Source organism: Halorubrum sp. Atlit-28R (genome assembly GCF_003665955.1).
GTDB classification, from domain to species: Archaea; Halobacteriota; Halobacteria; order Halobacteriales; family Haloferacaceae; genus Halorubrum; species Halorubrum tropicale.
In genome coordinates this window covers 289,633-314,963 of sequence record NZ_QPLS01000004.1, presented here as the reverse complement: position 1 = coordinate 314,963, position 25,331 = coordinate 289,633, and the positions used below count along the sequence as shown (strand labels likewise).

Below are 25,331 nucleotides of genomic sequence, written 5' to 3'. Positions count from 1 at the left end.
CTCGCGGGAGTCTCGGCCGGTGCATTTTGCGAACGAAGTGAGCAAAATCACCGAGAGAGATTTGAACGCTATCAGTAGCCAGTAACCGGACGACTGAGCGGTGGCGAACACTTCCAAAGCCCCAGCCGCGAGGCGGGCTGACTCTCGCTGCGCTCCTCGCTCGTTCACTCCGTTCACTCGCTGTGGTGCTTACGTCGCCTCAGCCCGCCTCGCGGCTGCCCCTTTGAGTCCGCCCCGCCTCGCACGGCAGCCGCACCTCGCGCCTCCCCAGCCTCGTCGGCCTCCCTCCGGTCGGCCGACTCCCTCGCACGCGCCGCTCGCGCCCGGCGGGCGCTCACGGGCGCGCGCCACGGCATCTTTTGATCGGGGAGCGTTCCCCGACCGGTAGTTTCAATCGGCGATCCGGCGAACCCCTGTCGCGTGACCGTTCCAACGAAGACGCTCCCGAGCGGCGCGGAGCTACCGGCGCTCGGACTCGGCACGTACGACCTCGACGACCGCGAGACCGTCGACAGCGTCCGCGCGGCGCTCGACGCGGGCTACGGCCACATCGACACGGCCGAGGGGTACAAAAACGAGGAGGCCATCGGCGACGCCCTCGCGGCGAGCGGCGTCGACCGCGACGACGTGTTCCTCACCTCGAAGGTGCTCGCGAAGAACCTCAACTACGAGTCGGTGATCGCCTCGTGCGAGGCGTCGCTCGACCGCCTCGGGGTCGAGTACCTCGACCTGTACCTGATCCACTGGCCGAACCCCGCCATCTCGCTGCGCGAGACGCTCCGCGCGATGGCCGAGCTTCGCGACCGCGGGCTCGTCCGCGACATCGGCGTCTCGAACTTCAGCGCGTACCAGCTCAGCTGCGCGCACCACATCTCGGACGCCCCCATCGCGGTGAACCAGATCGAGTTCCACCCGTGGTTCCAGCGCCCGGACCTAGTCGAGTACTGCCGCGAGACCGACACCGTGGTCGAGGCGGCGGCGCCGCTCGCGCGGACGGACGTGTTCGGCGACGAGGTCGTCGCGGAACTGGCCGAGAAGTACGACAGGCATCCCGCGCAGGTCGTCGTGCGGTGGGCGATCGACCGCGGCGTCGTCCCGCTCCCGCGCTCGTCGACTCCCGAACACGTCCGGGCCAACGCCGAGATGGACTGGGAGCTGGACGACGCCGATCGGCGGCGGCTCGACGGGCGCGACCGGGATCGGCCGGTGTACGACACCCCGGCCCGTGACTGGACGAGCGACGTGTACGGGATCGAGCAGTAGCGGGCCCGAGGTTACGCCGCGTCGCCGAGCGCGACCGGCTCGCCCGTCTCGGCCGACTCGTAGACGGCGGCGAGCGCGCGGCTGTCGGTGAGCGCGTGCTCGCCGTCGGCGTGGAACGGCTCGCCCGCGAGCAGCTGGTGGCCGAAGTACGCGAACTCCGCTTCGATCTGGTGGACCTGGTCGAACTCCACGTCGACCCGGGTGCCGTCCCGGACGACGGCGAAGCCGCGGTCCTCGCGCTCGTAGAACGCCGGGTCCAAGATCAGTCTGGCGTCCGTGCCGGTGACCTCCAGCCGGCTCGCGTGCTGGGCGTTCTGACTCACCGAGCACTGCGCGTCGACGCCGCCGGGGAACTCCAGCCTGAAGGTCGCGTGCTCGTCGACGTCGGCGAACGCCGCGTGCTCCGAGCGCGTGCGGCCCGACACGCGAACCGGGTCCTCGCGGAGCGCGAACCGCGTCGTGTTGATCGGGTACACCCCCAGGTCCATGACCGCGCAGCCGCCGGAGCGGTCCGGGTCGAGCCGCCACTGGTCGTGGTCGCCGCCGAGCTCGCCGAGCATCGTCTGCGTCATCGTCGCGTGGACGCCGACCACGTCGCCCGCGACGCCCGCGTCGATGAGGTCTCGGAGCCGCCGGACGGCCGGATCCGTCTGCATCCGGTAGCCGACCATCAGCGGCACGTCGGCGTCGCGGCACGCCGCCACGAGCCGGCGCGCTCGCTCCGGCGTCGCCTCCAGCGGCTTCTCGCAGAGGACCGCCTTCCCCTGGTCGGCGGCGGCCTCGACGTACTCCAAGTGGGTCGCGTTCGGCGTCGCGACGTACACCGCGTCGTATGCGTCCGCGACCGCGCCGGCGCGGAACTCGTCGGGCGTCACGCCGGTCACGTCGCGCTCGGCGGCGACCGCCTCGACGGCGGCGGCGTCGACGTCGGTGACGACGGTCGCCTCGGTGTACGCCGACCGCGCGATGCCGGGCAGCGCCCACTCCCGGGCGAACCAGCCGAGCCCGACGACCGCGACCCGGACCGGGTCGGTGACGGCGGCCGGGTCGAGCGTCTCCCAGTCCCGGCGCGTGAACTCGTCGAGGTACTCCGCGAAGGCGGCTTCCATGCCGACCCCTCGTCGCGGGGGCGTCAAATAACCACGGCGACGGCGTCCGCCGGCGGGCGTCCTGACCCGCGCCGCTCACCACTCCCCGTCGTTCACCACTCCCCGTCGTAGTCCACCCGCGGCCGCGCGGCGTCGACCCCGAGGTCGCGGAGCGCCCCGGTCGCGCGCTCGACGGGCGGGGGGTCGACGCGGTCGAGCGCGTCGTCGGCCGCCGCCGCGAACCGGACCGTCCAGTCGCCGTCGACCACGACCGCCGCGCGGCGCGGGACGTCCGAGTGGCCCTCCCACGAGTCGGCGAGCAGGTCGTACGACTCGGCCGCGCCGCCGTGGAAGTCGGCGACGACCGGGAATGAGAGGTCGAACCGGTCGGCGTACGCGAACGCGGCGTACAGCGAGTCGCCGGTGAGCGCGACGACGGCGAGGTCGTCGCGGTCGTCCCAGCCGGCGTCGCGGACGGCGGCGAGCTCGGCCGTACACGTCGGGACGAACGTCGCGGGCGCGAACAGGAGCGCGACCGCGTCGTGCGCCTCGACGAGCCGGAACAGCGCGAGTTCGGCGGCGGCGCGGTCCGCGGAGCCGTCGCCGACCGCGTCCCGCCCGGCCGGTCCGACCGCGACCGCCGGCGCGGCGAAGTCGGGCGCGGTGGTCCCCTCGTCGATCACGTCACAGCACCGTCCCGTGTTTCTTGTCGGGCAGGTCCTTCCGAACGTCCTCGTAGAAGTCGAACCGCGCGGCCAACTCGGCGCGGAGGTCGGACGGGGGAACGATCTCGTCGATCACGACCTCGCTGGCCATCCGGTGGACGTCGATCCCCTCGCGGTACTCCTCGCGCAGGCGCCGTTCCTCGGCCGCGCGCTCCTCCGGATCGTCTATCTCGGCGAGCTTCCGAGCGTAGACGGCGTTGATCGCGGCCTCGGGACCCATGATCCCGATCTCGCCGGACGGGAGACCGATGACGCTCTCCGGGTCGTAAGCGGGCCCGCCCATCGCGTAGATCCCCGCGCCGTACGCCTTCCGGACCACGACGGTCTGCTTCGGCACCGTCGCCGAGGAGGTGGCGTAGATCATCTTCTTGCCCTTCTCTAAGATCGCGTCCTTCTCGACCTGCGAGCCGGCCATGAAGCCGGGCGTGTCACAGAGGTACAGCAGGGGGATCTCGTAGGCGTCGCAGGTCCAGATGAACTCGGCGGCCTTCTCGGCCGCGTCCGGGAAGATGGCGCCCGACCGCTCCGTCGGCTGGTTGGCGACGACGCCGACCGGCCGCCCGTCGATCCGGCAGAACGCCGTGACGATCTCCGAGCCGTACCCCTCCTTCAGCTCGAACACCGACTCGGCGTCGGCGATCCGGTCGAGGAGGTCGTGGGCGTCGTACGGCCGGTTCGGCGCCTCGGGGATCAGCTCGTCAATCCCGTCGGGCGAGTACTTCGGCGGCTTCGTCTCGCGCGTCGGGGGCTTCTCGCCGGCCCGGTCCGGGAGGTACCCGATCAGCTCGGCGACCAGCTCGCGGGCGTGCTCCTCGTCGCGCGCGATGAGGTCCGCGGAGCCGGACTCCTCGGCGTGGACGCGCGGGCCGCCGAGGTCGTCTAAGTCGATCTCCTCGCCGGTGACCATCTCGACCATCCGCGGGGAGGCGATCGCCATCGCGGACATCCCCTCGACCATCACGGTGAAGTCGGCGAAGACGGGGGTGTAGGCGGCACCGGCGATACACGGGCCGTAGAGGACGCAGATCTGCGGCACCGCGCCGGACAGCATCGAGTGGTTGTAGTAGTACTTCCCGATCCCCTCGCGGTTGGCGAAGAAGCCGGTCTGCTGGTCGATCCGGCCGCCGGAGGAGTCCATCAGGTAGAGGACCGGGTTCCCCGTCTTCAGCGCGCGCTGTTGCATCCGGAGGAACTTCTCGACGCCCTTCGACGCCATCGACCCCGCCTTCACGGTGAAGTCGTTGGCCATGAAGTGCACGTCGCGGCCCTCGAACTCCGCGGCGCCCGTCAGCAGGCCGTCGCCGGGGAGGCGGTCGCCGCCCGCCTCGTTCCGCTCCCCGTCGTCGCCCGCGGGCGCGTCCGGGTGCCAGTCGTCGAAGGCGGCGAACTTCCCGTCCTCGAACGTCACGCCCGCCGGGTCGCCGTCGGCCGCGTCCGCGTCGCCGGCGCCGCGGGTCCCGCCCTCGCCGCCGAACCAGAGGTCGAGGCGGTCGCGGACGAACAGCTTCCCTTGCTCCGAGAGCCGGTCGCGGTACTTCTCCGGGCCGCCCTCGCGGATGTCGGCTATCTCGGCGCGGAGGTCGCGCTCGCGGTCGGTCGGCCCGAGGTCGTCGTCGAGCGGGTAGCTCGGTTCGGACGGCTCGGCGCTCGCGACCGGCGTCTCCCCGTCGCCGACGTAGACGTCGACGTCGACGCCGAGGTGTTCGGCGAGCGACTTCGCTATCGCTTCGGCCTCCTCGGGGGTCGCCGCCGCGCCGACGTGGACTTTCATGGACGCAAGATTTGCGGTAGATCCTAAACAGTTTTCCATGCGAGATTCGGTCCGGACCGCCGGGACCGCCCGCGCGGAGCCGCCGCCTCGGTCGCCGTCCTAGTCGCCGACCGCCGCCTCTAGCCGGTCGATCAGCGCCTCGTTGCCGACGTACAGCGGCGTGCGCTGGTGGACCGCCTCGGGCTCGACGTCGAGGATCGAACCGGTCCCGTCCGAGGAGGCCCCCCCGGCGCGCTCGATGACGTAGGCGATGGGGTTCGCCTCGAACTGGAGGCGGAGCTTCCCCTCCGGCGCGCTCCGGAGCGCGGGGTACGCGAACACCCCGCCGTAGGTGAGCACCTGGTTCACGTCGCCGACCATCGCGCCGCCGTAGCGGAGCTTCAGGTCGTCCTCGACCGCCCGGGCGTACGCGCGGAAGTCGGCGGGCCAGTCGGGGACGCGCCCGCCGAACCCGTAGACGGTCGGCGTCGCCGGGAGCGTCAGGTCGCCCTCGACGACCGAGCGCTCGACCCCGTCGCCGTCGGGCGCGCGCTCAACGACCTCCTCGCGGACGCCCGCCTCGTCGGCGACGACCATCGTCGTGATCGGTCCGTAGAGGACGTAGCCGGCCGCGACGAGGTCTCGGCCGCGCGCGGGCAGCGGGGCGTCGTACACCCCGACGACGGTCCCCATCGCGTTGTTCGACCGCAGGTTCGACGAGCCGTCGAGGGGGTCGATCGCCACGGCGTAGGCGTCGTCCGGCCCGCCCCCGACCGCGCCGCCCGCGTCGACCGCTTCCTCGCGCTCCTCGCTGACGAACGAGCCGACGCCGTCGACCGCGGTGATCGCGTCGCCGAGCAGCTCGTCGGCGTACAGGTCGCCCGCCAGCACCGACTCGCCGGAGGCGTTCTCCGTCCCGCTCTCGACGCGCCGGCCGGGGAGCGCGGCGCGGATCTCGGGCGCGGTCGCCGCGACCGCGTCGAAGACGGCCGCGACGGTCGGGTCGGAGGAGGCCATCAGTCGTCGCTCTCGGCGATCGCCAGCGCCTCGGCCGGGTCGACCTCGTCGAAGATCACGGCCTCCAGCGCGTCGAGGATGCGCTCGGGCTCGTCGCGCTGGAAGACGTTGCGGCCGACGGCGATGCCGGTGGCGCCCGCGTCGATGGCGTTCGAGACGTTCCGGAGGAACGCCTTGTCGTCGCGCATCGTCCCGCCGGACATCACCACGTCGGCCGGCCCGGCCATCTCGACGGCGTCGCCCATCGCCTCGGCGGAGCCGGGGTACTTCACCTTCACCACGTCGGCGCCGAGCTCCAGGCCGAGCCGCGCGCCGTACGAGATGACGTCCGGGCTCCCGTCGTTGCGGAGCCCCTGTCCGCGCGGGTACGACCACATGACGACGGCCATGTCGTGTGCGCGGGCGCCCTCCTGGGCCTCGCGGAACTCCTCGGCCATCTCGACCTCGTGGTTCGACCCGCCGTAGACGGTGAACCCGACCGCGTCGGCGCCCAGCTCGGCCGCGTACTCCGCCGTACAGTTGACCGCGCTGTCCGGCTCGCCCATCCAGAGGTTCGAGGTCCCGTTGAGCTTCAACAGGAGGTTCACCTCGTCCTCGTAGTGGGGGTAGTACGCCTCCGCGAGCCCCTTCTGGACGGCCAGCGAGGTGACCGCCTCGTGGGTGGCGAGCTCGAAGACCCGCTCCGGGTCCGCCGTGTCCGGGTTCGGCTCGAAGTCGACCGGCCCGTGTTCGAGCCCGTGGTCGTACGCGAGGATGAGCGACTTGCCGTCGCGCGAGATGTCGTCGGCGGCGTGAGGAAGCATCGGGCTAATCATACGCACACATATATAAAAAGGACGGTGGTGAACGGCGACCGTTCCGTCGAGAGAGTGGCTGAAATGAGGCCGCTACTGCCCCTTCGCGTGGATATTAGATAACAATAACACTACGGGAATAGTAAATTTCTGGCCGTCATGAACGGTGTCTGAAACTCTTCGCAGCGGATCGCGGGCGGGGTGAGTCAGTGTTGGGCGTCGCGCGCCGCTGCGTGCCAGCGGTTGACACGGTCAGGGTCGAGCGCTAACACGTCGGCGACGCGGTCGGGATCCGCCGCTGCGAGGCTCCGGACGGAGTTGATCCCGGCGTCCGCCAGTAAGTCGACCGCGTTCCCGTCGTCGGCGACCGCCGAGAGCGTCGACAGCGGCGTCGGCGCTGACCGCTTGCGCCACGCCGCCTCGGCCGCGGCGGGGTCGCCGCTTCCGTCGGCCGCCGCGGCGTCGTCGAGCGCGTCGTCGTCGCTCGGGGGAGCGTCGGCAGCGCCACCGACCGACGGCCAGTCGCCGGTTGCCTCCCAGTCGCCCGTAGTCGAGTCCGCACCGTCGCCCGCGTCGTCCGGTTCGGGGTCGACCGGTTCGGAGCCGTCGGACGCCCAGTCGCCGGCGCTGGCGGCCACCCAAGCCGCTTCCTCGCTACCGAGTCCGCGGACCTGCGATGAGCGGCGGTCGAGTCCGTCGCCGGCCTCGAACGACCACGACAGCGAGTGCTCGCGACGAATCTTCGCCGCGACGCCGGGGTTCACGCCGGCGTCGACGAGGCCGCGGTACGAGACGCCTTTCTCTCGGAGTGTGGCGGCGGTCAGGTCGGCATCCGAGAGAACCCTCTCGGTCGCCGGCCCGATCCACTTGAGGTCGACGAGTTCTTCGCGCCCGCGGTCCGCGGCCTCGTCGTTCATCTCGATTTAAACTTAGCGGACGTTCTTAAGAATCTTCCCCCGACGACGACGCTGAATGATAATTAGCGGGACCGTAACGCGTCCGTGACGTGTCGCCGCGGCCGGGACGCGGAGCCGCGTCGCCTCCGCAATACTTACGATCCGCGCGGGGGTTGGACATGGCATGCCGTCACTCTCTGAGGTCGACGCGATCGGTGTCGTGGGGGCCGGGACGATGGGCAACGGGATCGCGCAGGTCGCGGCGACCGCGGGCTACGACGTGGTGATGCGCGACGTGGAGGCCGAGTACGTCGAGCGCGGCCTCGACAGCGTGGAGGACAGCCTCGACCGGCTGGCCGCGAAGGACGCGCTCGACGAGGAGCCGGACGCGATCCGCGACCGGATCACCGGCACGACCGACCTCGACGACCTCGCGGCCGCCGACCTCGTTATCGAGGCCGTGATCGAGGACCTCGATGTGAAACGCGACGTGTTCGGCGACCTCGACCGCGTCACCGACGACGGCGTCGTCCTCGCGACGAACACCTCCACGCTGTCTATCACCACCATCGCGAGCGCGACCGACCGCGCGAGCGACGTGGTCGGCCTCCACTTCATGAACCCCGTCCCGATCATGGACGGCGTCGAGGTCGTCGTCGGCGAACGCACCGACCCCGCGGTCGTCGACTTCGCGCACGCCTTCGCCGAGGACCTCGGCAAGGAGACGTGGGAGGCCGACGACAAGCCCGGCTTCGTCACCAACCGGATCCTGATGCCGTGGATCAACGAGGGGATCCGTGCGTACGACGAGGGGGTCGCCGACAAGGCCGACATCGACCGCGGGATGAAGCTCGGCACGAACGTCCCGATGGGCCCGCTCGAACTCGCCGACCACATCGGCCTCGACGTGGCGCTCGACGCCAGCGAGACGCTCCACGACGAGCTCGGCGACCGCTACAAGCCGGCGTACCTACTCAAGCGCAAGGTCGAGGCGGGCGACCTCGGCAAGAAGACCGGCCGCGGCTTCTACGAGTACGAGTAGTCGGAGATCAGTTCCCGAAGGGCGCTACGCGCCCTTCGCGCCGCCGTCGCGGTCGTCGTCGGCCGTCCACCGGCGCGCGCCGGGCAGCAGCCCGACGAGCTTCGTCACGTAGCCGAACCGGAAGAGTCCGAGCTGCGAGAGCGTCCCGAGGGCGAACACCGCGAGGAACGCGGGCGCGGAGAGGTCGAAGAGGAGGGGCTCGACGGTCGTCTCCGCGGCGGCGGTCTCGAAGCTCGCCGGCGTCAGCGACCGCGAGGCGAACGCCGCGCCGATGAGCGCCGTCGAGACCACGAGCGTCGTCCGCGTGAGGACGAACCCGAACAGCGCGCCGACCGCGACGCCGGCCAGCGTCGCGCCGACGAGCAGCGCCGTCCCCTCGAGCCCCGCCGCGTCGGCCGCGTAGAACGGACCCACCGCGAACCGCCCGGCGAACCCGCCGACCACGGCGCCGATTCCCAGCACCGCGAAGGAGAGCCCGGCGTACGCGAGGAAGCCGCCGAGGAGGCCGCCGATCCCGACCGCGCCGGCGGTCAGGACCGCGCCGTCGACCGCGACGAGCCCGACCACGTTCGGCGCGAACAGGTAGCCGGCGCCGGCGCCGACGAGCAGCCCCGTCAGCGTCACCGCGTAGACGGAGACCGCCGCGCCGACGAACGCGAGCGCCAGCCCCGCGAGGACCAGACCGCCGGTGAGTGGGGTGAGCATGTCCGTGAAGTGGCGCGCGCTGGTACTTAAATTGTCGTAGCCGCGGCGACGGGAAGCGCGCGACCCGAGGCGCGACCCGCCGTCACCGCGCCCGACTCGCGGCCTGTCGGTCGAGGTAGCGCGTGTAGCCGCCGACGGCCAGCCCGAAGCCGACGACGAGCAGGACGAACCCGAGGAGGCGGCTGGTCCCGACGGTCATCACCGTTAGGACGACGCCGAACAGCAGCGCGAACACGCCGGCGACGACGACGCCCACGTCCAGCAGCGGGGAGGGCTGGATGGTCCGGCAGTGCGGGCAGATCCGCGCGTCGGCGGGGATCGGCTCGCGGCACTCGACGCAGCGGAGGCGGTCGCTCGACACGCCGAGCGGTTCGGCCGCGACCGACTAAAACCGCTGGGGGTCGCCCCGGCGCTCGCTCAGTCCACCCTCTCCCCCGCTCAGTCCGCGCCCGCCGCGGCGCTCGGCTCGTCGCCGACGTCGAGCGTCTCCTCGACCTGCGTGAACACCGCGACGAGGCCGAGCGCGGCGGCCGCGGCCCCGACCGCGAACGGGACGACGAAGCCGAAGCCGTAGAGCCAGCCGGAGGCGAGGGGCCCCAGGGCGACGCCGAAGCCGAAGCCCATGGTGAGCACGGAGAGGGTCGTCCCCGACTCGCCCTCGCGGGCGAGGTCACCGGCGAGCGCGAGCGACGGCGCGAACACGCACGCGACCGCGATCCCCTGCCCGAGGCGGACGAGCATCATCAGCGCCGGCTCCGTCACGATCCCCTGGAGGAGGGTGGTCGGGACGAGGAGGACGAACCCGGCGAGCAGGAACGGCCGGCGGCCGATCCGGTCGCTGGCGCGTCCCACCGGGACCTGGAAGATCACGTTGGCGATCGTCACGGCCGCGAACTGGGCGCCGAACCAGATCGGCGCCTGGTCCAAGCGGACGTTCACCTGGTTCTGGAGCGTCGCGAACAGCGCGATACACGCGCCCATGGCGACGGTCGCGAGCCCCAGCGTGAACACGGGGTCGAGCAGGCGGTCCTCGCCGCGGACCCGGATCGACACGTCGTCGCCCGCCTCGGCCTCGACGTCGGCGTCGCGGACGAGGAAGAACACGAGCGTGAAGCTGAGGTACGCCCCGGCGCAGGCCGCGACGAAGGCCGCGTCGAAGCCGTCGAGGACCGGGAGCCCGACGGCGGAGAGGTCGTACGGCCCGGCCTCGACGACGGCGCCCGCGAGGACGGGCCCGAAGCCGAAGCCGATGAGGCGGAAGGTGTTGTACACGCCGAAGTTCCCGCCGCGGTCGGTGTCGCTCGCGGCGTACTCGTTCACGAGGGCGACCGTCGCGGGGATGATGAGCGCCGCGCCGAGCCCCTGGACCGCGCGCAGCGCGACCAGCACGGGATAGCTCGTCGCGACCGTGTACAGCCCGCTCGCGGTCCCGAGGAGGAGGATGCCGGCGAGGACGAAGGGGCGTCTCCTGCCGACCCGGTCGGACAGCCGCCCGGTGAACGGCTGCGAGAGGCTGTTGAGGAAGCCGAAAAGCGAGAGGACGATGCCGATGAGCAGCGGCTCGGTCAGCGTGACCGCGGCGGCGCCGACCCCGATCTCCGCGCCGAGGAGCCCCTCGATGTCGACCACGTCGCTCGTGATGTACAGCGGGAGGACGACGATGAGGAAGGAGTTCCCGGCCGCGCCGACCATCCGCGCGAGCGCCAGCACGATCACGCGCCGGTCGGTCTCGGCGATGTCGGTGAGCGACCCCATTCACTCCGAGTTCGGAACGGAGGATAAAGGCGCTTGTGAACGGGGGGAGTCGATCCGCTTTCGGGCGGGTCGGCGGTCGCCCGGGGCGGAGTGGCGGGGCAGAGGGCCGGACAGCGCTCAGGCCGTCGCGGGCGTCCGCTTGTCGACCCCGCGGACCTCGAACCGCGCGCCGCCGTCCGCGCCGGTCGTCGCGTCGACGGTCCAGCCGTGCGCGGTGGCGATCTCCTGGACGATCGCGAGTCCGAACCCGGTGTTTCCCCCGGAGCCGCTCTCGCCGGGCTCGAAGAGGGAGTCGGCGACTGCGGAGTCGATCCCCGGCCCGTCGTCCTCGACGTAGAAGCCGTCGGAGAGGTCGCCGACGCGGATCGAGACGTCCCCGCCGACGTGGTCGACCGCGTTGCAAATCAGGTTCTCGAAGAGGTTCCGGAGCCGGTCGGGGTCGGCGAGCACCTCGCGCTCCGTCTCGACGGAGAGCGTCGCGTCGGCGGTGTCGACGGTCGACCAGCTGTCGGCGACGACGTCCGCGAGGTCGACGTGTTCCGGGTCGCCGACCGTCTCCCCCTCCCGCGCGAGGGTGAGCGTGCGCTCGACGATCGACTCCATCCGTTCGAGCGCGTCGAGCGCGGCGTCGAGGTTCGCGGCGTCGTCCGACACCTCGCGGGCCAGCTCGACGCGCCCCTGCGCGACGTTGAGGGGGTTCCGAAGGTCGTGCGAGACGATGCTCGCGAAGGAGTCGAGCCGGTCGTTCTGCCGTTCGAGCGCCGCCTCGCGCTCCTTGAACTGCGTGATGTCGCGCTGGAAGCCGACCCAGTTCGTGACCGCGCCGTCGTCGTCGCGGATCGGCGCGATGCTCACGCGGTTCCAGAACTCCGTGCCGTCCTTGCGGTAGTTACGCATCTCGACGGTGGTCGGCTCGTCGGCGTCGATCGCGCGGCGCAGCTCCGCGACCGGCGCCTCCTCCGTGTCGGGCCCCTGCAGGAACCGGCAGTTGACGCCGAGGGCCTCTTCGCGGTCGTAGCCGGTCATCTCGACGAACCGGTCGTTGACGTACACCATCGGGTTGTCCGGTCGGTCGGGGTCCGTGACGGTGACGCCGACGGGCGCCTCGTCGAGCGCGCGGGTCTTCGTCTCCAGCTCCTCGCGGCGCTCGCGCTCGTCGGACACGTCGCGGAGGATGCCGACGCTGCCGTCGAACGACTCGCCCTCGTACGGGAGCGCCGCCATGTGGTCCCGGCAGGGGATCGGCTCGCCCTCCTTCGGGACGATGTCGACGCCGAAGTGCTGGACGTCGGGCCCGTCAGACGAGAGGATCGTTCCGAGCCGGTCTTCCGCCTCCTGGACCGCGGCGTCGTCCTTGATGAACCCGGGCGTCTCGCCGATGATCTCCTCGCGGTCGTACCCGGTGAGCTCGGCGAACGGCTCGTTGACGAACCGGAACTCGCCGGTCTCGTCGACGACGTAGACCGGGTAGCCGAGCGCCTCGATGACCGTCGAGTAGCGGTCGGCGATCTCCTTCGTCCGGTGCTCCTCGACCGCCTGGTCGACGCGGTTCGCGAGCCGGCGGAGCTGCTCGGGACCGCCCTTCTGGAAGTAGCCGGTGACGCCGGCGTTGAGCGCCTGGCTCGCGATCTCTTCGCTCCCCTTGCCGGTGTACAACACGAAGGGGACCTTCTGGTGGCGATCGCGGAGGGCGTCGAAGAACTCCAGCCCGTCCATCGCGGGCATGTCGTAGTCGCTGACGACGCAGTCGAAGGCGCCCTCGCCGAGTCGGTCTAACGCCTCCTCCGGGTCGGTCACGCTCGTCACCGAGACCGCGTCGAGCTCGCGCTCGAAGTACGCCTCCGTGAGGTCGAGGACCGAGGGGTCGTCGTCGACGTGTAGTACGTCGATCGCTCCGGGCATACGTGATGATAGGGACGCGCGAATAAACCACTACCGCCCCGGCTATCGGATCTGGATCCGGGCCCAGCGCCCGTCGGGATCGGCGTCCACTTCCGGCGCGCGTGGCTGATTCTTAAGTCCGCGGAGCGCGGAACCGAACGCGATGACCGGCGGGACGCCCGTCGCCGGGGAGACGCTCCCGGGCGCCGGCGAGGACGGGGACGACGGCGCGGACCGCGTCGTCTGCCACGTCGATATGGACTGCTTTTACGCCTCCTGCGAGCGGCTGCGGCACCCCGACCTCGCGGGCGAACCCGTCGTGGTCGGGATGTTTTCGATGGATGGAACCATCGAAACCTATTAGCGGCGTGGTTCGTGTTTGCGCGTCAGGCATACGCTTGTGTCCCACCCCGTCGCCGTCTCGGATGTTCACCGTGTGGATTTGGTGTTGAGGTAACAAGCGCACGTCTCGCGGCAAATGTCGCTGGTTTTTGGTTTATGCGCGACGGTGTGGGTCAAGCCGATTGATGTATTTTAGCACCGTCTTTTCGCTCACGTTCATAATATCGGCAATTTCGGATCGTGGTCGCTGTTGGACTCCGTGTAAATAAGAAGCAATAGCAGGCGCCCCATCAAGGGCAACAGGGATTGGGACAGAGTTGTCTAACCCAAAATCAATGTCATCATACGTCGTAGCGAGTATCGCAAGTGCCCGCGCCATCTGGTAATCGTCACGAGATAAAACTCGTCCATTATCAAAATGGACTTCGTATGGCGATCGGACCCATCCATCGCTCACCCGAATACCCTTGAGGTATGTCTCACCGTCGTATTCAATGAGTATGTCTAATTCATCTGGATCGGTCATATAAACGTTCACAGATTGTCGTTGAGAACACTTATTCACCCGTGTTCTCTTGTTTAGGGTGCGTTCAGAGGTCTAAGCGGGCGAACGCCCGTTAGAGGGGCAATAGCGTGATTCGATCGCGTAGAGACCTCTCTATCAGACTGACGACGCGGAAGTAACCGTGCGCCGCGGTGTTGGACACAGGGCGACGCACGGACCACCCACGGCCACCGTGGTGGAAGCCGTAGGCTCAGGTAGCCGTAAATCGGCGATCATCCTGAGTCCTTCGGTGAAACGGTGGGACCAGAGACATCCATGAGCAACGAGCACGCCGATAAGACGACCGAATCACCGAAGACTGAACCCGCGCCGACACCGCTCATCTCGGCGGCAGACATACCAATAGCGGACCGTCCAACAGTACACATCCCCGAGGAACGGGTGTATCCATTGTCGGAACACGCACGGCGGATTGCCGAAACATGGTCGGGAACACCGACGGATCACCTCACGGGACTGCTCGGGGAGGACGGCGTCGCAAAGCGGCTTGGGATCGCGGAGCAGCTCGACGTAGACATTTACACCGACGGTGGTGACGGCGGGTCCGACTTACGCTACCGAGGCGCGACGATTGATGTGAAAACGGTCGGGCGTCATCGTTCAGACCCCGATCTCACCGTCGATGCGTACAGCCCACTCAACGCCGACTACTACGCGCTTGCCTCTCGCATCGGCGAAACAGACGTTCGGCTCATCGGCTATGCGCCGCGGAATTTCGTCGCCAACGCACCCACGTTCACGAATAAGGATAGACCGTACCACTGCGTGGAACAAGAGTATCTATTCCCATTTCTCTGAATGGTAAAATAGGAAGCATTTCTGTTTCCACCCTTGGCACGACTGTCGCAGCTGTGCGACGAAGAGATATTATGTCGCAGTATATCAGCGCGTAATTAATTGTTGTAGAGTGGACAGACATCACTGGATCAATGACTTCCGCCGAATCCACTACTCCAGCGACTGCGGTGAAAATGTATCTCACGAAACTTGAACAGGAGAATAGAGCCGAGTGGACACTCAAAGCACATCGCTATCGAACGGGGCACTTCGTTCGCTGGTGTGAAGAGACGGGGCGGTCAGACCTCAGTACATTGGATGGCGCAGACCTCTACGAATACCGTCAGTGGAGAAAGCAGGACGGTGATCTCAATGTCGTCTCGCTACAGACACAGCTGACGACAATTCGGATCTTTATCGAGTTTTGTGAGGACGTTGGCATCGTCAGCGATGGACTCGCAGACACAATTCAGATTCCAACTGTCTCGACCGAAACAAGTTCACGGGATGCGACGCTTGGCGCGAGCCGAGCCGACCAAATTCTTGAGTGGCTCGCCACTGACGAATATGGGTCATTCGACCATGTCTTGATGCGACTCCTGTGGCGAACAGGCATGCGGCTCGGTGAACTGCGAGCGATGGACATCGGTGACTACGACGCCGAGGAGCAATGGCTCCATCTCGTACATCGACCAGCAGAGGGAACACCGCTCAAGAATGGTCCGAACGGCGAGCGTGTAATAAATCTGGACGACAGGACGTGTCGCATTATCGAGACGTATATTGATGAACAGCGGAAGGAGTCATCAGCCAAGCAGAACACAGACTGCCGCCAACCACTCTTGACGACGACGTTCGGACGGCCGTCAACAACAACACTTCGTCGGCACGTCTACCGCTGTACGCAGCCCTGTCAACGGATGGGTCAGTGTCCATATGATGCTGCGATGGACGAATGTGCTGCCGAGGGATACAACGACGTGCCGAGTGAATGTCCGTCCATCGTGCGGCCACATGATATACGCAGAGGAAGCGTGACTCACTGGCTACGCGAAGACGTTCCAGTAGAAGTTATCAGCGAACGAATGGACGTGAGTCGATCGGTGATAGAAGACCACTATGACCGTCGAGATGCCGAAACCCGTGCGCGTCAACGTCGTGGGTGGGTTGAGGACACGTGACCGTCATCGATGCTGCCAGACAGACGTACGATGTGAGTGAATGGTAGAGAGTGGCTCGTTCCAAATTCGGCTCCGACGCGCTCGCGTTGCTCCCGCGCCGACTTCCGCATTCCCGGAACGTCGCCGCTCTTCGCCTCACACGCCGAATGGCTCAGGGGTTGTGGAAGCAGCTACCCGTCTGAGGATTTGATGTGACTGTCCACAGCCATTGGCGTCACGGTGGTGACGTTGTTCAGCTTGGTGACCTATACATACTCTACTCGTCAGGTGTAAAGTGCGAGGCAGCTTCTTTGGCTGAATCGTCGTCTACCGATGAAGGGTCGTCAAGGTAGCATAACAACGCCGAAACCGACGATAACGGATTGTCCGAATCCGCGAGCCTCTCGGCCGCAGCACGTTGTTCGTCAGTGAGATCAATCCCATCGGTTTCCATACTACACGTTCAGTTCCGTCAGTTATATCAGTTGTGTGAAATAACTGCGACATCAATCTGACGTGTCGCACTATGAGACCATTCCCACCACTCACTGTTCCGTTCGGTTGGTGTCGGTCACCATCTCCGTTCGGGGACTACTCGATCTATTCCGCCATCACGGGGGATTCGCCAACATTCTGATCCGAACCCCCCTGTTCCCCTGATGACAGCCGTTCGCTTTCAGGTGACGGCCGTCAGTTCGGGGCGGTTTGGATTCACTCTGGTGACACTGAGAGCATTCCAAAGGCGTACGACTACACGATGGACTGAGTCTGGCGGTCATACTGTCGGCCGACAGCTGTCAAATCAATAGACGGCTCCCCCGACCGTCCACCGCTGTCGACATCCCGAGTCATCCGCGTGTCACGGCCGTGGGAGTGACGACAGACAGCCGTGTGCGTGACGGTAGATTACCGTCTCACTGCCGCAGGGAACGCGAGAAAAGCGTCCGCAGCTACTTACATCTCGTACGAGAAGACTTCCGTCCGCTCGATCGACGTATCAGTCACGTCTGAAGCATTAATCGGCTCGAATGGGTCAGTAGCTACGAGAGTTGATCCGTCGGCAAAGTGAATACTCTCCGAGATAGTACGATCATCTGCCGATACCGTCCCGTCGTACAGAGCGGCGTTAGATTCTTCCGCTCCAGTATCGTTGGTGGACATGGCTGTTGGTGCCTACAACGGCCGTTTTGGGCGCGCCCCCACGCGCCCGTTTTGCGGACCGTCGTCAGTGGCTACACAGGAGCGGATGGAAAATAAACACCTGCGATTGTTTACGCCCCGCCCCGTCAAAATTGGCTCAGTGGTAGGGGCCCCAGACAGGGGTGGGAGGGCATCCACAGACACGTCTTGCCATGCGACCACCCGCAGCTGTAAGTCAGAGGAATTCGAGGCTTAGATGACCATTCTATTCCACTGGTTCTCGTCTTGCTCAATTGAAGTAGGGCTGGTCATAATTGTTCTATATGAGAGGGGACTCAATACGGTTCCTTCTCAGGAGAACATGTCTACCGAGGACACATCGGTAACGGTGCGGCGGGATCAACTCCAAGCACTTGACGACGCTGCGGAAGCGATCTTCGGGACCACAGAGGCATCCAAAAAAGCAGTCGTTGACCGACTGCTTGCGGATCACCCTGATGTCGCGTTTGAGCCGACATCGTAGCGCAAAGCGGTAACGGTCGGACGAGTTTTGATTCGCTTTTCGACAAGCATGAGCAACGATGAGCGTGACACAGACGATGCGGAGACGAAGACTAAGCACCCGCACTTCTGGACCGATGAGCGTGGTCGTACGTTTGTAGGTGAAGGTGGGGGAGAAATTGTTCGGCTGAATAGACTGACTGCTGTCGCGGAGTATGGTATAGACGCCGTCGAGACAAAGGAGGTCCATCATGCGCTTTACGCCAGTGACCCGGACAGCGACGGGGACATCCGTATCAATGCGCCCGACTTCCTGTTTCCGTTAGAGCGTAGTGAACACCGCAGACTTCATCGGGACGGTGATTGGCAAGACGTAGATGGCATTCCGCTTCTCTTGCCCCCATCTGAGCGAGACAGTAATCAGGCCGATATGGCTGATAGTGCGGGAGAATCGACTTCCGTAGCCATGTGATCAGCCCGTCTTTCTAATGTATCAGGCAGAACACCTCGATCTCTTCACAACCGTCAACGACGAGTTCACCGATGACCTGACGCGGCTCTCTGGGCTGCTCGAAACGGTCGGTGAACAGGCGGACGCCCTTGACCCGATCCACGTCCGTGTCGTCGTCCACGACCGTCAGCTGCGGCAGCTACAGCGCCGTGTGGCGACGACCAACCTCGGTGATGCGGTCGGCGATGTGTCACACACCACGTCGTCGAGTCCATCTGAAATCTTCCGTGAGAGCGTCAGCGACTTCCGTGAGACCGTACAGGGGCTCGATTCACCCACCAGCGGACTCGGCAACAACGCTGTGCTGGGTGCGGGCGTCGTCGGGTTGATGGGGCTGCTCGATACGCTCACCAACGACGGTGGCGGCGGCGACAGCGGACGGTCTATCAGCCCCGCTGACATCGAGAACTTCGAGAGCGCACTCGGGTTTGACTTCGACCGTGCGTTCACAGAGGGGTCCGTGAGCGTTCGCGGTGCCATGACGGGCAGCGCACCGCCGTTCCAGCTGCCCGAAGACGAGTTGTCCGAGCTGTTTAGCGGACGGGCGTTCGTCAACGCGTTCGACTTCGATGCGCTGGGGGAGGCCATGGATACAGAGATCGATGGCCCCCGTGACCTCATCGACATGGACGGCAGTGCGATTGCCGAGGCAGCGGGCTTCGATTCCTTCTCGGATGTCGTCGATGAGTTCCTCGATACACGGCAGTTCAGGCGCGGGCAGCTGCTTGATACGTTCCTCAACCTCCGTGTGGGGATGACGCAGTTCTACGACATCCTCGCGGCTGCCATCCCGCTGATGGGACTGTTCGTCGGTTCACTCCCAGCCACTATCGGTGCGCTCGGTGGACTCGCCGCAGCTGCTGTCGGTGCGGCAGGCGCACTGGGTGGTATCGCTGGACTGGGCTTGCTCGGCGCGGCGACAGCCCAAGCGGGCGGACAGATGCCGTCGCTCGACGACTTCCGTGAGGTGCTCGATGAGCTCCCCGACGAGTTCTTCGAGGCGTTCAGTCCACTCGCCGAGCGGCTCCGACCACAGTTCGAGCGCGGCCTCGAAGGGCTGTATGACGCGTTCGACCGCCTTGCGGCCGCAGGAGCGGTTCTCCCTGCGCTCGAAGATGACGCCCGTGCGTTCGGGCGCTTCGCAGTGCCGTTCGTCGCGAACACAATAGAGGAGCTACTGCTGTTGGCTGACGCCTCCGATGAGGTGTTCGGCCGCATCGCAGGAGGGCTCGAAGACCTCAATGTGCTGCGTGGACTCTCGGGTGCGCTCGCTGACACACTCCCGCAGCTGACGCATCTCACGGCAGTGCTGGTCGGTGCGATCCCAGCCGTGTATCAGTTCTCGTCAGGGTTGTTTGACGTGTTCACAGCGACCTTGATGGTCGCGACACGGCTGTGGACCGTCATCAGTACACTCGTCACCTTCGGCGGCGTCCTCGGCAACGGGAGTGAAATCCTCGGCACGTTCGTCGGCGGCGTGCTGCTGACAGCCTCTGCGCTGTTCATCACCACCAAGGTGATTCAGCTTGCGCGCTCCGAGTTGGTGACGCTGACGGGTGTGCTCATCGCACAGCTTATCCCCGGACTGGGGTTCACGTCGACCGCTGTTGCGACGCTTGAGGGCGCATTTGTCTCCCTTGGCGCGTCATCGGCGTTTGCTGCGACCGCTGCGAACGCACTGTACGCCGCGCTGCTCGGCATCGCCACGCTCACGGGTATCGGTGCTGTTCTCGCTGTACTCTCGGCTGGGGCGAGTTACGCCGCAAATGAGTTTGGTCTGCTGGGTGAGGAGATAGAAAATGCCACAGACGCATACCGAGAGTTCCAACGGCAGGAGCGTCGGATGGGCTCACACGGTGGACGGTTCCTCGGTAACCTCGACCGTCATGTGTACGTCGACGTGACGGAAAACAACGAGACGACAATCGAAGGCGACGCCGATGCGTCGACAGTTGAGTACGAGTCGTTCGTGTCGGGCAGTCGGTCCACGCGGAGCTACTGGTAGCCAATGCCATTGCTGACACAGCTTCAATCTGAACTCCCCACACACGACAGCGGTGACCCGTTGACTACCGAGGAAATTGCGATATTACTCCGTATCGATTGGGCCACAGTCAACGAATTTACTGACATCTCAGAACACCAGCGTCAGCAACTCCGCGACGCGACGCTGGTACGGTGGCTTCTTGATAACTTTGAGATTGTGCGTGCGACACTCCGCGGAGTTCAGGAATCATTTGATAGGCGTCCAGCTCCGGGGATTGTTGGTATCGTGGGGGAGTCAACAGGAAGACGAGAAGAACTTAGCGCTGTCACAGAACTGCTGAGCGATAGTCGGTATGAGACAGCTCGCGACGCAGTCTTTACCGCGATGGGTGAATTTCAGGGCGCCCACTATCGTGCGAGCAGAAACGCTGCGGAACACGCGAGCACTATCCTTTCCGAGCTTGTAGACGAACTTGATACCGCAGTTGCGGAGTCAGTCGGGTCCGATGCGGGATGTAGTCATAAAGCCAGAGAGCATCTCACAGCTCTTCGCGCAGCTGCGGACCATCTTGTAACTGCTGGCGGTGAAGCACTTGATGGACACTCCGAGACGGCGAGTGAAGAAGCCGCAGTCGCCCGCAGCTACATCGAGGAAGCAGGGCAGTATGTAGCACCGCTGCGCGAGGAACTGCCGACATGGGTTAGCTGACTTGACAGACGAGATGGCCAGTAGTGAGCTGTCAGCAACGGACAATCATGTCAACAGAATATTGTTCGGAGGAGAGTAGTGGTGACGACGGTGCGACCGACGGCCGCCCCTTCCAAGAGACGAGGATGTCGTGGGCGCGCATCGACTATAGTGCGGAACGTCCCGACGACAAGGTGTGGCGCGATAGTTCCACACCAGCAGGTATCCCCGACGCAGAGACATCCCGTACAGGGTTCGATCCAAGTGATGTAACGGGACACAAGCGGAGGCAATGGAAGAAACTCAGGAAGCTCAACGACGGTGTGTACAGCAGGGAGCGCGCTGGACAGATACACCGCGCTGGTATCGCGCGTGACCTCGGTGTGGTTGCGAGCCGACTAAACCTCACCGAGCACCAACACGACCGTGCGAAGTGGCTCCTCGATCGGCTTGAGCTCAAAGAGGAGGTGATCCCACTCGGCCCTATTGAGCTTGCTGTCATCGGCGTCGTTACACTGGCCGTCGATGAAGAGCGGACACGGTACGGAATGGCTGGGAAACAGCAGTCCGTACTCCGCGATGACCGCTTTGACAAGCTCTGCGAGGAGTTCGAGATTGACAGGGGTCGCGTTCGTAACGTCCGTCAACGAGTGCGCGAGACGGACGTATATGAGTCACCGAACAGGTGATAAATAGGCCGTCACGGCGATGCACAGTGAGTCATGAGGTGTATGAGTTTTCGACCAGCAACTTGGGGCTGTTTCTGACTATAATTCCGATCTGTGTATCATCATGTTTCTGCCACTTATATCATATGTCCTATATCACTTGGAGCGCTTTGTTTGATGAAATATCCACTGCCTGGGCACAGAATAGTTCGTGGAGAAAAGGCCATGAAAAGGACTCTACAGACTATTCTCAGCCCCAACATGGTTCAAGAACATAGACCGCCATGCTTCGCGCGTGCGATATAATATCGTCAATAGCGTCAAAATAGCAAAACATTGAAGTTTTCGGAGCGTGTAGTAACAAGTGTAGATCAGCCCTGTAAGCGCGATGGCGCGTACCAACCGCGGACCGTTTCCGCGCAGCGGCCATGAGCCGCGTGAGCTCTGTGCGAGACGGTCGCTGGACACGTTGCGTGTTCGGCGAACGTCAGGCCCCACAACTCGCGTGACCAAGTGGTGGCAGTTTCGGATGGAAACGGACTGCCCTCAGCAACCACGCCCGCCGAATTAACGGTCAGGGAGATCGCGCACTGGGGAACAGGCCGTCGTCACGAGAGTCTCGCCGACTCAATGACGGTGACGGCGGGTTGAAGACACTTCCAGACGAGAGGGCGGAGGAGAGACGATGTGTGACTTCCTCCACGACTTCCTCTACACGGAAGTGTGTTTGACCCTTGTAGAGAGCCGAGTACATTATTGAATTATACACAGTAGTATATAGGCACCAAAACAGGGGAGATGTTAGAGAAGTGCGGCGGCCAAGAACAGCAATATAAAGACTATCGCAGCAACTGCGTACTTCTTGAAGTCACGATTTAGTGAGTCGGCACTCCCAAAGATAGCCCACACGCCAGCGCGGTCCTCATCAAGCATAATGAACTCATCGTACATGGTATCAAAGTGATCACGGCGAGAGGTGAGCATCGAAAATTCAGTCATCACACCTATGTTGCTTTGCGCGTGACGAACCCTCGCTTCAGCCATCATTTCGTCCTTGGGAACAACCTTACTCGGAAGTGAGAACTCGCTAATGTGAGCGACGTATAAATCACCCTCCTCAATCTGACTAACACTCCCGTAGCCAACGTACTCGATGAGACGTTCGTACGGCGTCTCTGGGTCTACTTCTTGCGTCGTCTCCACATCTACAGAAAGGCTCCCCCACCCGTCAGCGAGATCAATAGTAACCTCGTCATCATCTGTCGTCATCCCCGCAACTGGTACGCGGACCCCAGTTTCTTCATCAGCTGTCTCTACGTAGTTGTAAGCACGTGTGTGGGCCGCTTGGACTGTTAAGGGGAGTTCTGTGTCACCCTCACGAATCTGTTTGATATTATCAGTTCGTTGTGCGTTAATCTGACTACCACTGAGTGACAGTTCAATCCGCTCCCGCTCCTGAGTTGGTAGAGACAGATCAGTCGTTTTACCGAGCAACGCGTCAAGCGTTGCGTCTGGAGGAACATCCAACGACCGATAGAGCGTTACGAGGTCATCCCTCTCCTCAGGGTCGAAGATGTCTTTGATCGCAACCCCGTATTGCTGGCCGTTTGATATTTCCACAAGCAAATATACTGAGAATTGCGTCTCAAATGTGGCTTTTTCTCGAACAGATTCCCTTACCTCGGTACCGACGATAGCAGCATCAACGATTTGCCCACTGACTGATCCTTCACCCCGCAGAACCTTTTCAGACTGGTACTGCTCTTCAAGTTTATCTATGTCAGAGGTGTCACCAGCCATATCCACAACCTAAATGATGGATATATTAAACATTACGCAGATTAGAAAGCATGAGCGGTGCTATTGATTGGTTGTCTCAACTGCGTCTGAGAGATACTGCCGTCACTGTTCCGCACGCTCTTGCTCCGAGCGAGTATCATAGGTAATGCCTCCATCCCGTCGCCCCCCATGAGCCCACCCTAACCCAAATTTTGTCAAATTTTGTATTACTATAAGAATTGTTATATATTGGCTGTTTTAGCGTCGTCTATGCCCCACCGCCCCGAGCCTTGGACTTGATATAGACGACACCGAGATCACGGCGGACCTGACACGGGATTTTCTCCGACTCACTCCACGACATTCCTACTCTCATGTAGTATTCTTACAAGTAATAGCGTTATGTCGACCCGTTAACCGCTCGCTTTCACGGGATATTGATGGACGGATCCCCCTCGATGGGACAGCTGTTGCCCACCCGAGTTACCCATGATTGAGAAACATCTCTCAACGACAACCCACCAACGTCAACGACACCCCACCAACGACACCCGAAGGGTGTCTACAAACTGCCGACGACCGCAGGCCGCAGACCCCCGAAGGAGGATAGTGTACGTAGTACCTATCCGACTGAGTGGGGTTAAGGCCAAGGGAGGAGGCATCACCTATATCTCTCTAATCGCACTTCCATCCATTCGATACACAGAGCACCACCAGCCATGTGAAGACTTCACATACATGTCGTAGCTCGTCGCCGCGGTGTCCGATAGGTCTCTCATGCCGTCGTCAATTTGGTTCTAAGGTATCTCACAGCCGTTTTTCGCGGCTTTAATCATCTCTGAGTGGTATCCATTATAACGTGATAGAAATCCCTCAGAATCGGTGTAAAACGGCGCTAATAGCATACCTGTCGAGTCTGGAGGTTTGGTTGAGTGACCGTCTCAGTGATGTGTTTCTCGGGTTGCTGCTACGGTGAAGCCATAGTCTCCGCTCTGTCGGCTCTCACAGTGGCCACAGAGCGATTTGAACCGCTCCACGAGGACACCATCGTATCAGCCCACCAATCGCCATACGTGGCGGCTATGGCATCTCACAACACCCCCGTTTCGCCTCTCCCAGTGCTGTCGACATCCCCATGAGATAGAACCCCCAAATACGGCAGCGTAACGGCCCTGTAAAAACATATGTTTACGTATATATCTCTGCTACACTAAGAAAAATGATAGCACAAGGCAGTTATTCCGCGTCCGTTACGTCCGAAAGATACTGTCGCCGTTGTTCGGCTCGTTCCTCCTCCGAGCGTGCGTCGTAATGCCGATCCAGCGTAGCGACAGAGACGTTCATCCGATCCGAAATCGCTCGGTCGGGGACATCTCGCTTCAACCAATGGGTAATTGCCCCGCGGCGAATACAGTGCGGAGAACTGTTATGGGGGCACTCAACGGAACTGTCGTATCCCCCTGTGTATTCACAGTCCATCGGGTCCTTGTCCGCGGGACACGGCTGGTTGTATTGGCACGGGCAGGTCCATTTGTAGACGTGTTTCGAGAGGTGACGTTTGTCCATCCGTCCGTTCTTCGTTGCGAACAGCGGTTCTCGTCCGTGATCGTCGGTAACGGGCGGGCGGTTCACGTCGACGTAATCTTGAACGACAGCGACAGTCTCCGCGGGAACAGCCACGATTCGCTCGCCCTGTTCACCGTTCTTGAGTCGGGTTCCCTGTTCAGGACGATGACAGAGTTGAATTGTCTCGTCGTCGGCGTTGATGTCGTCAACGTCGAGGCCGTGGATCCCCGCGACCCGTGCCCCTGTTTGCCACAACAGCAGCAGTAGGACGTGGTCGAACGAGGCATAGTGATACTGCTCAAGGAAACTCAGTATCGTCGTTGCCTCATCGGGATCCATGTAACTCTCGCGGACGTTCTCCTCTGGTTCAAGCGACGGGACAGTCACTTTCTCGGGGAGTGATTCATCCACGGCGTCAATCGAGACGCAGAATCGGAGAAACTCCCGTAGTTCCGAGAGTTGCGTCTTGAGTGTGACCTTGTTGATCCCGTCCTGTCGCCAGTTCTTGTAGCGGAGGAGATCCCGCCCGCTCAACCGATTGAGATTGATACAACGGGGTTCCGCATCGTTGTCTTCGCCCTCGCACCAGCGTATGAAGAAGCCAAGTCGGTACTTCTTGGCTTCGACAGTGTTCGGAGACAGTTCACCCTCCACGTCCGCGAGATACAACTCGTAGGCGTCTCGCGGGTCGATAGGTTCGAGTGTGTTGCTGGCCATAGTTTGGACGAACAC

22 protein-coding genes and 1 pseudogene are annotated in these 25,331 nt (G+C 63.8%); 9 read left to right on the top strand and 14 right to left on the bottom strand.

The window, feature by feature from the left end; genetic code table 11:
- The first annotated feature begins 420 nt into the window (after positions 1-420).
- Entirely contained in the window at positions 421-1,263 is an 843-nt protein-coding gene (locus tag DVK06_RS08935; RefSeq protein ID WP_121600036.1) for an aldo/keto reductase, read from the top strand.
- An 11-nt stretch (positions 1,264-1,274) separates the two neighbouring features.
- Here DVK06_RS08935 and gfo6 read toward each other — a convergent pair whose 3' ends face one another.
- From gfo6 to DVK06_RS08905, 6 genes are all read right to left on the bottom strand, one after another.
- Complete coding sequence (gene gfo6, locus DVK06_RS08930; protein ID WP_121600035.1) at positions 1,275-2,372, bottom strand: D-xylose 1-dehydrogenase Gfo6; 1,098 nt, start codon at positions 2,370-2,372, stop codon at positions 1,275-1,277.
- Between the two features lie 92 nt (positions 2,373-2,464).
- Complete coding sequence (locus DVK06_RS08925; protein ID WP_121600034.1) at positions 2,465-3,034, bottom strand: redoxin domain-containing protein; 570 nt, start codon at positions 3,032-3,034, stop codon at positions 2,465-2,467.
- 1 nt (position 3,035) lies between these two features.
- Positions 3,036-4,847 carry an acyl-CoA carboxylase subunit beta gene (locus DVK06_RS08920; RefSeq protein WP_121600033.1) on the bottom strand — a complete coding sequence of 604 codons (1,812 nt, stop codon included), beginning with the start codon at positions 4,845-4,847 and terminating at the stop codon, positions 3,036-3,038.
- 99 nt (positions 4,848-4,946) lie between these two features.
- Entirely contained in the window at positions 4,947-5,843 is an 897-nt protein-coding gene (locus tag DVK06_RS08915; protein ID WP_121600032.1) for a class 1 fructose-bisphosphatase, read from the bottom strand.
- Complete coding sequence (locus DVK06_RS08910; RefSeq protein WP_121600031.1) at positions 5,843-6,646, bottom strand: class I fructose-bisphosphate aldolase; 804 nt, start codon at positions 6,644-6,646, stop codon at positions 5,843-5,845. Before DVK06_RS08910 ends, DVK06_RS08915 begins: the two co-directional genes overlap by 1 nt.
- 197 nt (positions 6,647-6,843) lie before the next feature.
- A complete protein-coding gene (locus tag DVK06_RS08905) occupies positions 6,844-7,554 on the bottom strand; it encodes a helix-hairpin-helix domain-containing protein (protein WP_121600030.1) in 711 nt (236 codons plus the stop codon).
- Between the two features lie 163 nt (positions 7,555-7,717).
- On the opposite strand from DVK06_RS08905, the gene DVK06_RS08900 reads away from it, so the two are divergent.
- Positions 7,718-8,575 carry a 3-hydroxyacyl-CoA dehydrogenase family protein gene (locus DVK06_RS08900; protein WP_121600029.1) on the top strand — a complete coding sequence of 286 codons (858 nt, stop codon included), beginning with the start codon at positions 7,718-7,720 and terminating at the stop codon, positions 8,573-8,575.
- 24 nt (positions 8,576-8,599) lie between these two features.
- Here the strand turns inward: DVK06_RS08900 and DVK06_RS08895 are convergent, their stop codons facing one another.
- The 4 genes from DVK06_RS08895 to DVK06_RS08880 form a co-directional block, all read right to left on the bottom strand.
- Positions 8,600-9,280, bottom strand: a complete 681-nt coding sequence (locus DVK06_RS08895; RefSeq protein WP_121600028.1) for a phosphate ABC transporter permease — start codon at positions 9,278-9,280, stop codon at positions 8,600-8,602.
- Between the two features lie 82 nt (positions 9,281-9,362).
- Entirely contained in the window at positions 9,363-9,641 is a 279-nt protein-coding gene (locus tag DVK06_RS08890; RefSeq protein WP_121600027.1) for a zinc ribbon domain-containing protein, read from the bottom strand.
- A 77-nt stretch (positions 9,642-9,718) separates the two neighbouring features.
- Positions 9,719-11,035: an MFS transporter gene (locus tag DVK06_RS08885; protein WP_121600026.1), complete on the bottom strand. Its 1,317-nt coding sequence runs from the start codon at positions 11,033-11,035 to the stop codon at positions 9,719-9,721.
- A gap of 117 nt (positions 11,036-11,152) precedes the next feature.
- The gene (locus DVK06_RS08880; RefSeq protein ID WP_121600025.1) at positions 11,153-12,937 is read right to left on the bottom strand and encodes a PAS domain S-box protein; all 1,785 of its coding nucleotides are present in this window, start codon (positions 12,935-12,937) and stop codon (positions 11,153-11,155) included.
- A gap of 142 nt (positions 12,938-13,079) precedes the next feature.
- On the opposite strand from DVK06_RS08880, the pseudogene DVK06_RS08875 reads away from it, so the two are divergent.
- Positions 13,080-13,247 (top strand): annotated as a pseudogene (locus tag DVK06_RS08875) (DNA polymerase IV); the annotation flags it as partial.
- Positions 13,248-13,412: 165 nt separating this feature from the next.
- On the opposite strand, the gene DVK06_RS18250 reads toward DVK06_RS08875, so the two are convergent.
- Entirely contained in the window at positions 13,413-13,784 is a 372-nt protein-coding gene (locus tag DVK06_RS18250) for a hypothetical protein (protein ID WP_147438064.1), read from the bottom strand.
- A 294-nt stretch (positions 13,785-14,078) separates the two neighbouring features.
- Here DVK06_RS18250 and DVK06_RS18245 point away from each other — a divergent pair, with 294 nt between their 5' ends.
- Both DVK06_RS18245 and DVK06_RS08870 read left to right on the top strand, forming a co-directional pair.
- Complete coding sequence (locus tag DVK06_RS18245; protein ID WP_147438063.1) at positions 14,079-14,621, top strand: hypothetical protein; 543 nt, start codon at positions 14,079-14,081, stop codon at positions 14,619-14,621.
- 131 nt (positions 14,622-14,752) lie between these two features.
- Complete coding sequence (locus DVK06_RS08870) at positions 14,753-15,781, top strand: site-specific integrase (RefSeq protein ID WP_121600024.1); 1,029 nt, start codon at positions 14,753-14,755, stop codon at positions 15,779-15,781.
- A gap of 256 nt (positions 15,782-16,037) precedes the next feature.
- Here DVK06_RS08870 and DVK06_RS18665 read toward each other — a convergent pair whose 3' ends face one another.
- On the bottom strand, positions 16,038-16,214 hold the full coding sequence (locus tag DVK06_RS18665) for a hypothetical protein (RefSeq protein WP_158600069.1): 177 nt from the start codon (positions 16,212-16,214) through the stop codon (positions 16,038-16,040).
- Positions 16,215-17,156: 942 nt separating this feature from the next.
- On the opposite strand from DVK06_RS18665, the gene DVK06_RS18240 reads away from it, so the two are divergent.
- The 4 genes from DVK06_RS18240 to DVK06_RS18225 all read left to right on the top strand — a co-directional run bounded on the left by DVK06_RS18240 (position 17,157) and on the right by DVK06_RS18225 (position 21,275).
- A complete protein-coding gene (locus tag DVK06_RS18240) occupies positions 17,157-17,423 on the top strand; it encodes a hypothetical protein (RefSeq protein ID WP_147438062.1) in 267 nt (88 codons plus the stop codon).
- Between the two features lie 466 nt (positions 17,424-17,889).
- Positions 17,890-19,917 (top strand): hypothetical protein, encoded by a 2,028-nt coding sequence (locus DVK06_RS08865; RefSeq protein ID WP_121600023.1) that lies wholly within the window; start codon positions 17,890-17,892, stop codon positions 19,915-19,917.
- 3 nt (positions 19,918-19,920) lie between these two features.
- Positions 19,921-20,607 carry a hypothetical protein gene (locus DVK06_RS18230; RefSeq protein WP_147438060.1) on the top strand — a complete coding sequence of 229 codons (687 nt, stop codon included), beginning with the start codon at positions 19,921-19,923 and terminating at the stop codon, positions 20,605-20,607.
- Between the two features lie 47 nt (positions 20,608-20,654).
- Positions 20,655-21,275: a hypothetical protein gene (locus DVK06_RS18225; protein WP_147438059.1), complete on the top strand. Its 621-nt coding sequence runs from the start codon at positions 20,655-20,657 to the stop codon at positions 21,273-21,275.
- A 780-nt stretch (positions 21,276-22,055) separates the two neighbouring features.
- Here DVK06_RS18225 and DVK06_RS18220 read toward each other — a convergent pair.
- Together DVK06_RS18220 and DVK06_RS08850 are read right to left on the bottom strand one after the other, a co-directional pair.
- Positions 22,056-23,054, bottom strand: a complete 999-nt coding sequence (locus DVK06_RS18220) for a hypothetical protein (protein ID WP_147438058.1) — start codon at positions 23,052-23,054, stop codon at positions 22,056-22,058.
- 1,215 nt (positions 23,055-24,269) lie between these two features.
- Complete coding sequence (locus tag DVK06_RS08850) at positions 24,270-25,316, bottom strand: site-specific integrase (RefSeq protein WP_121600020.1); 1,047 nt, start codon at positions 25,314-25,316, stop codon at positions 24,270-24,272.
- Positions 25,317-25,331 lie beyond the last annotated feature (15 nt).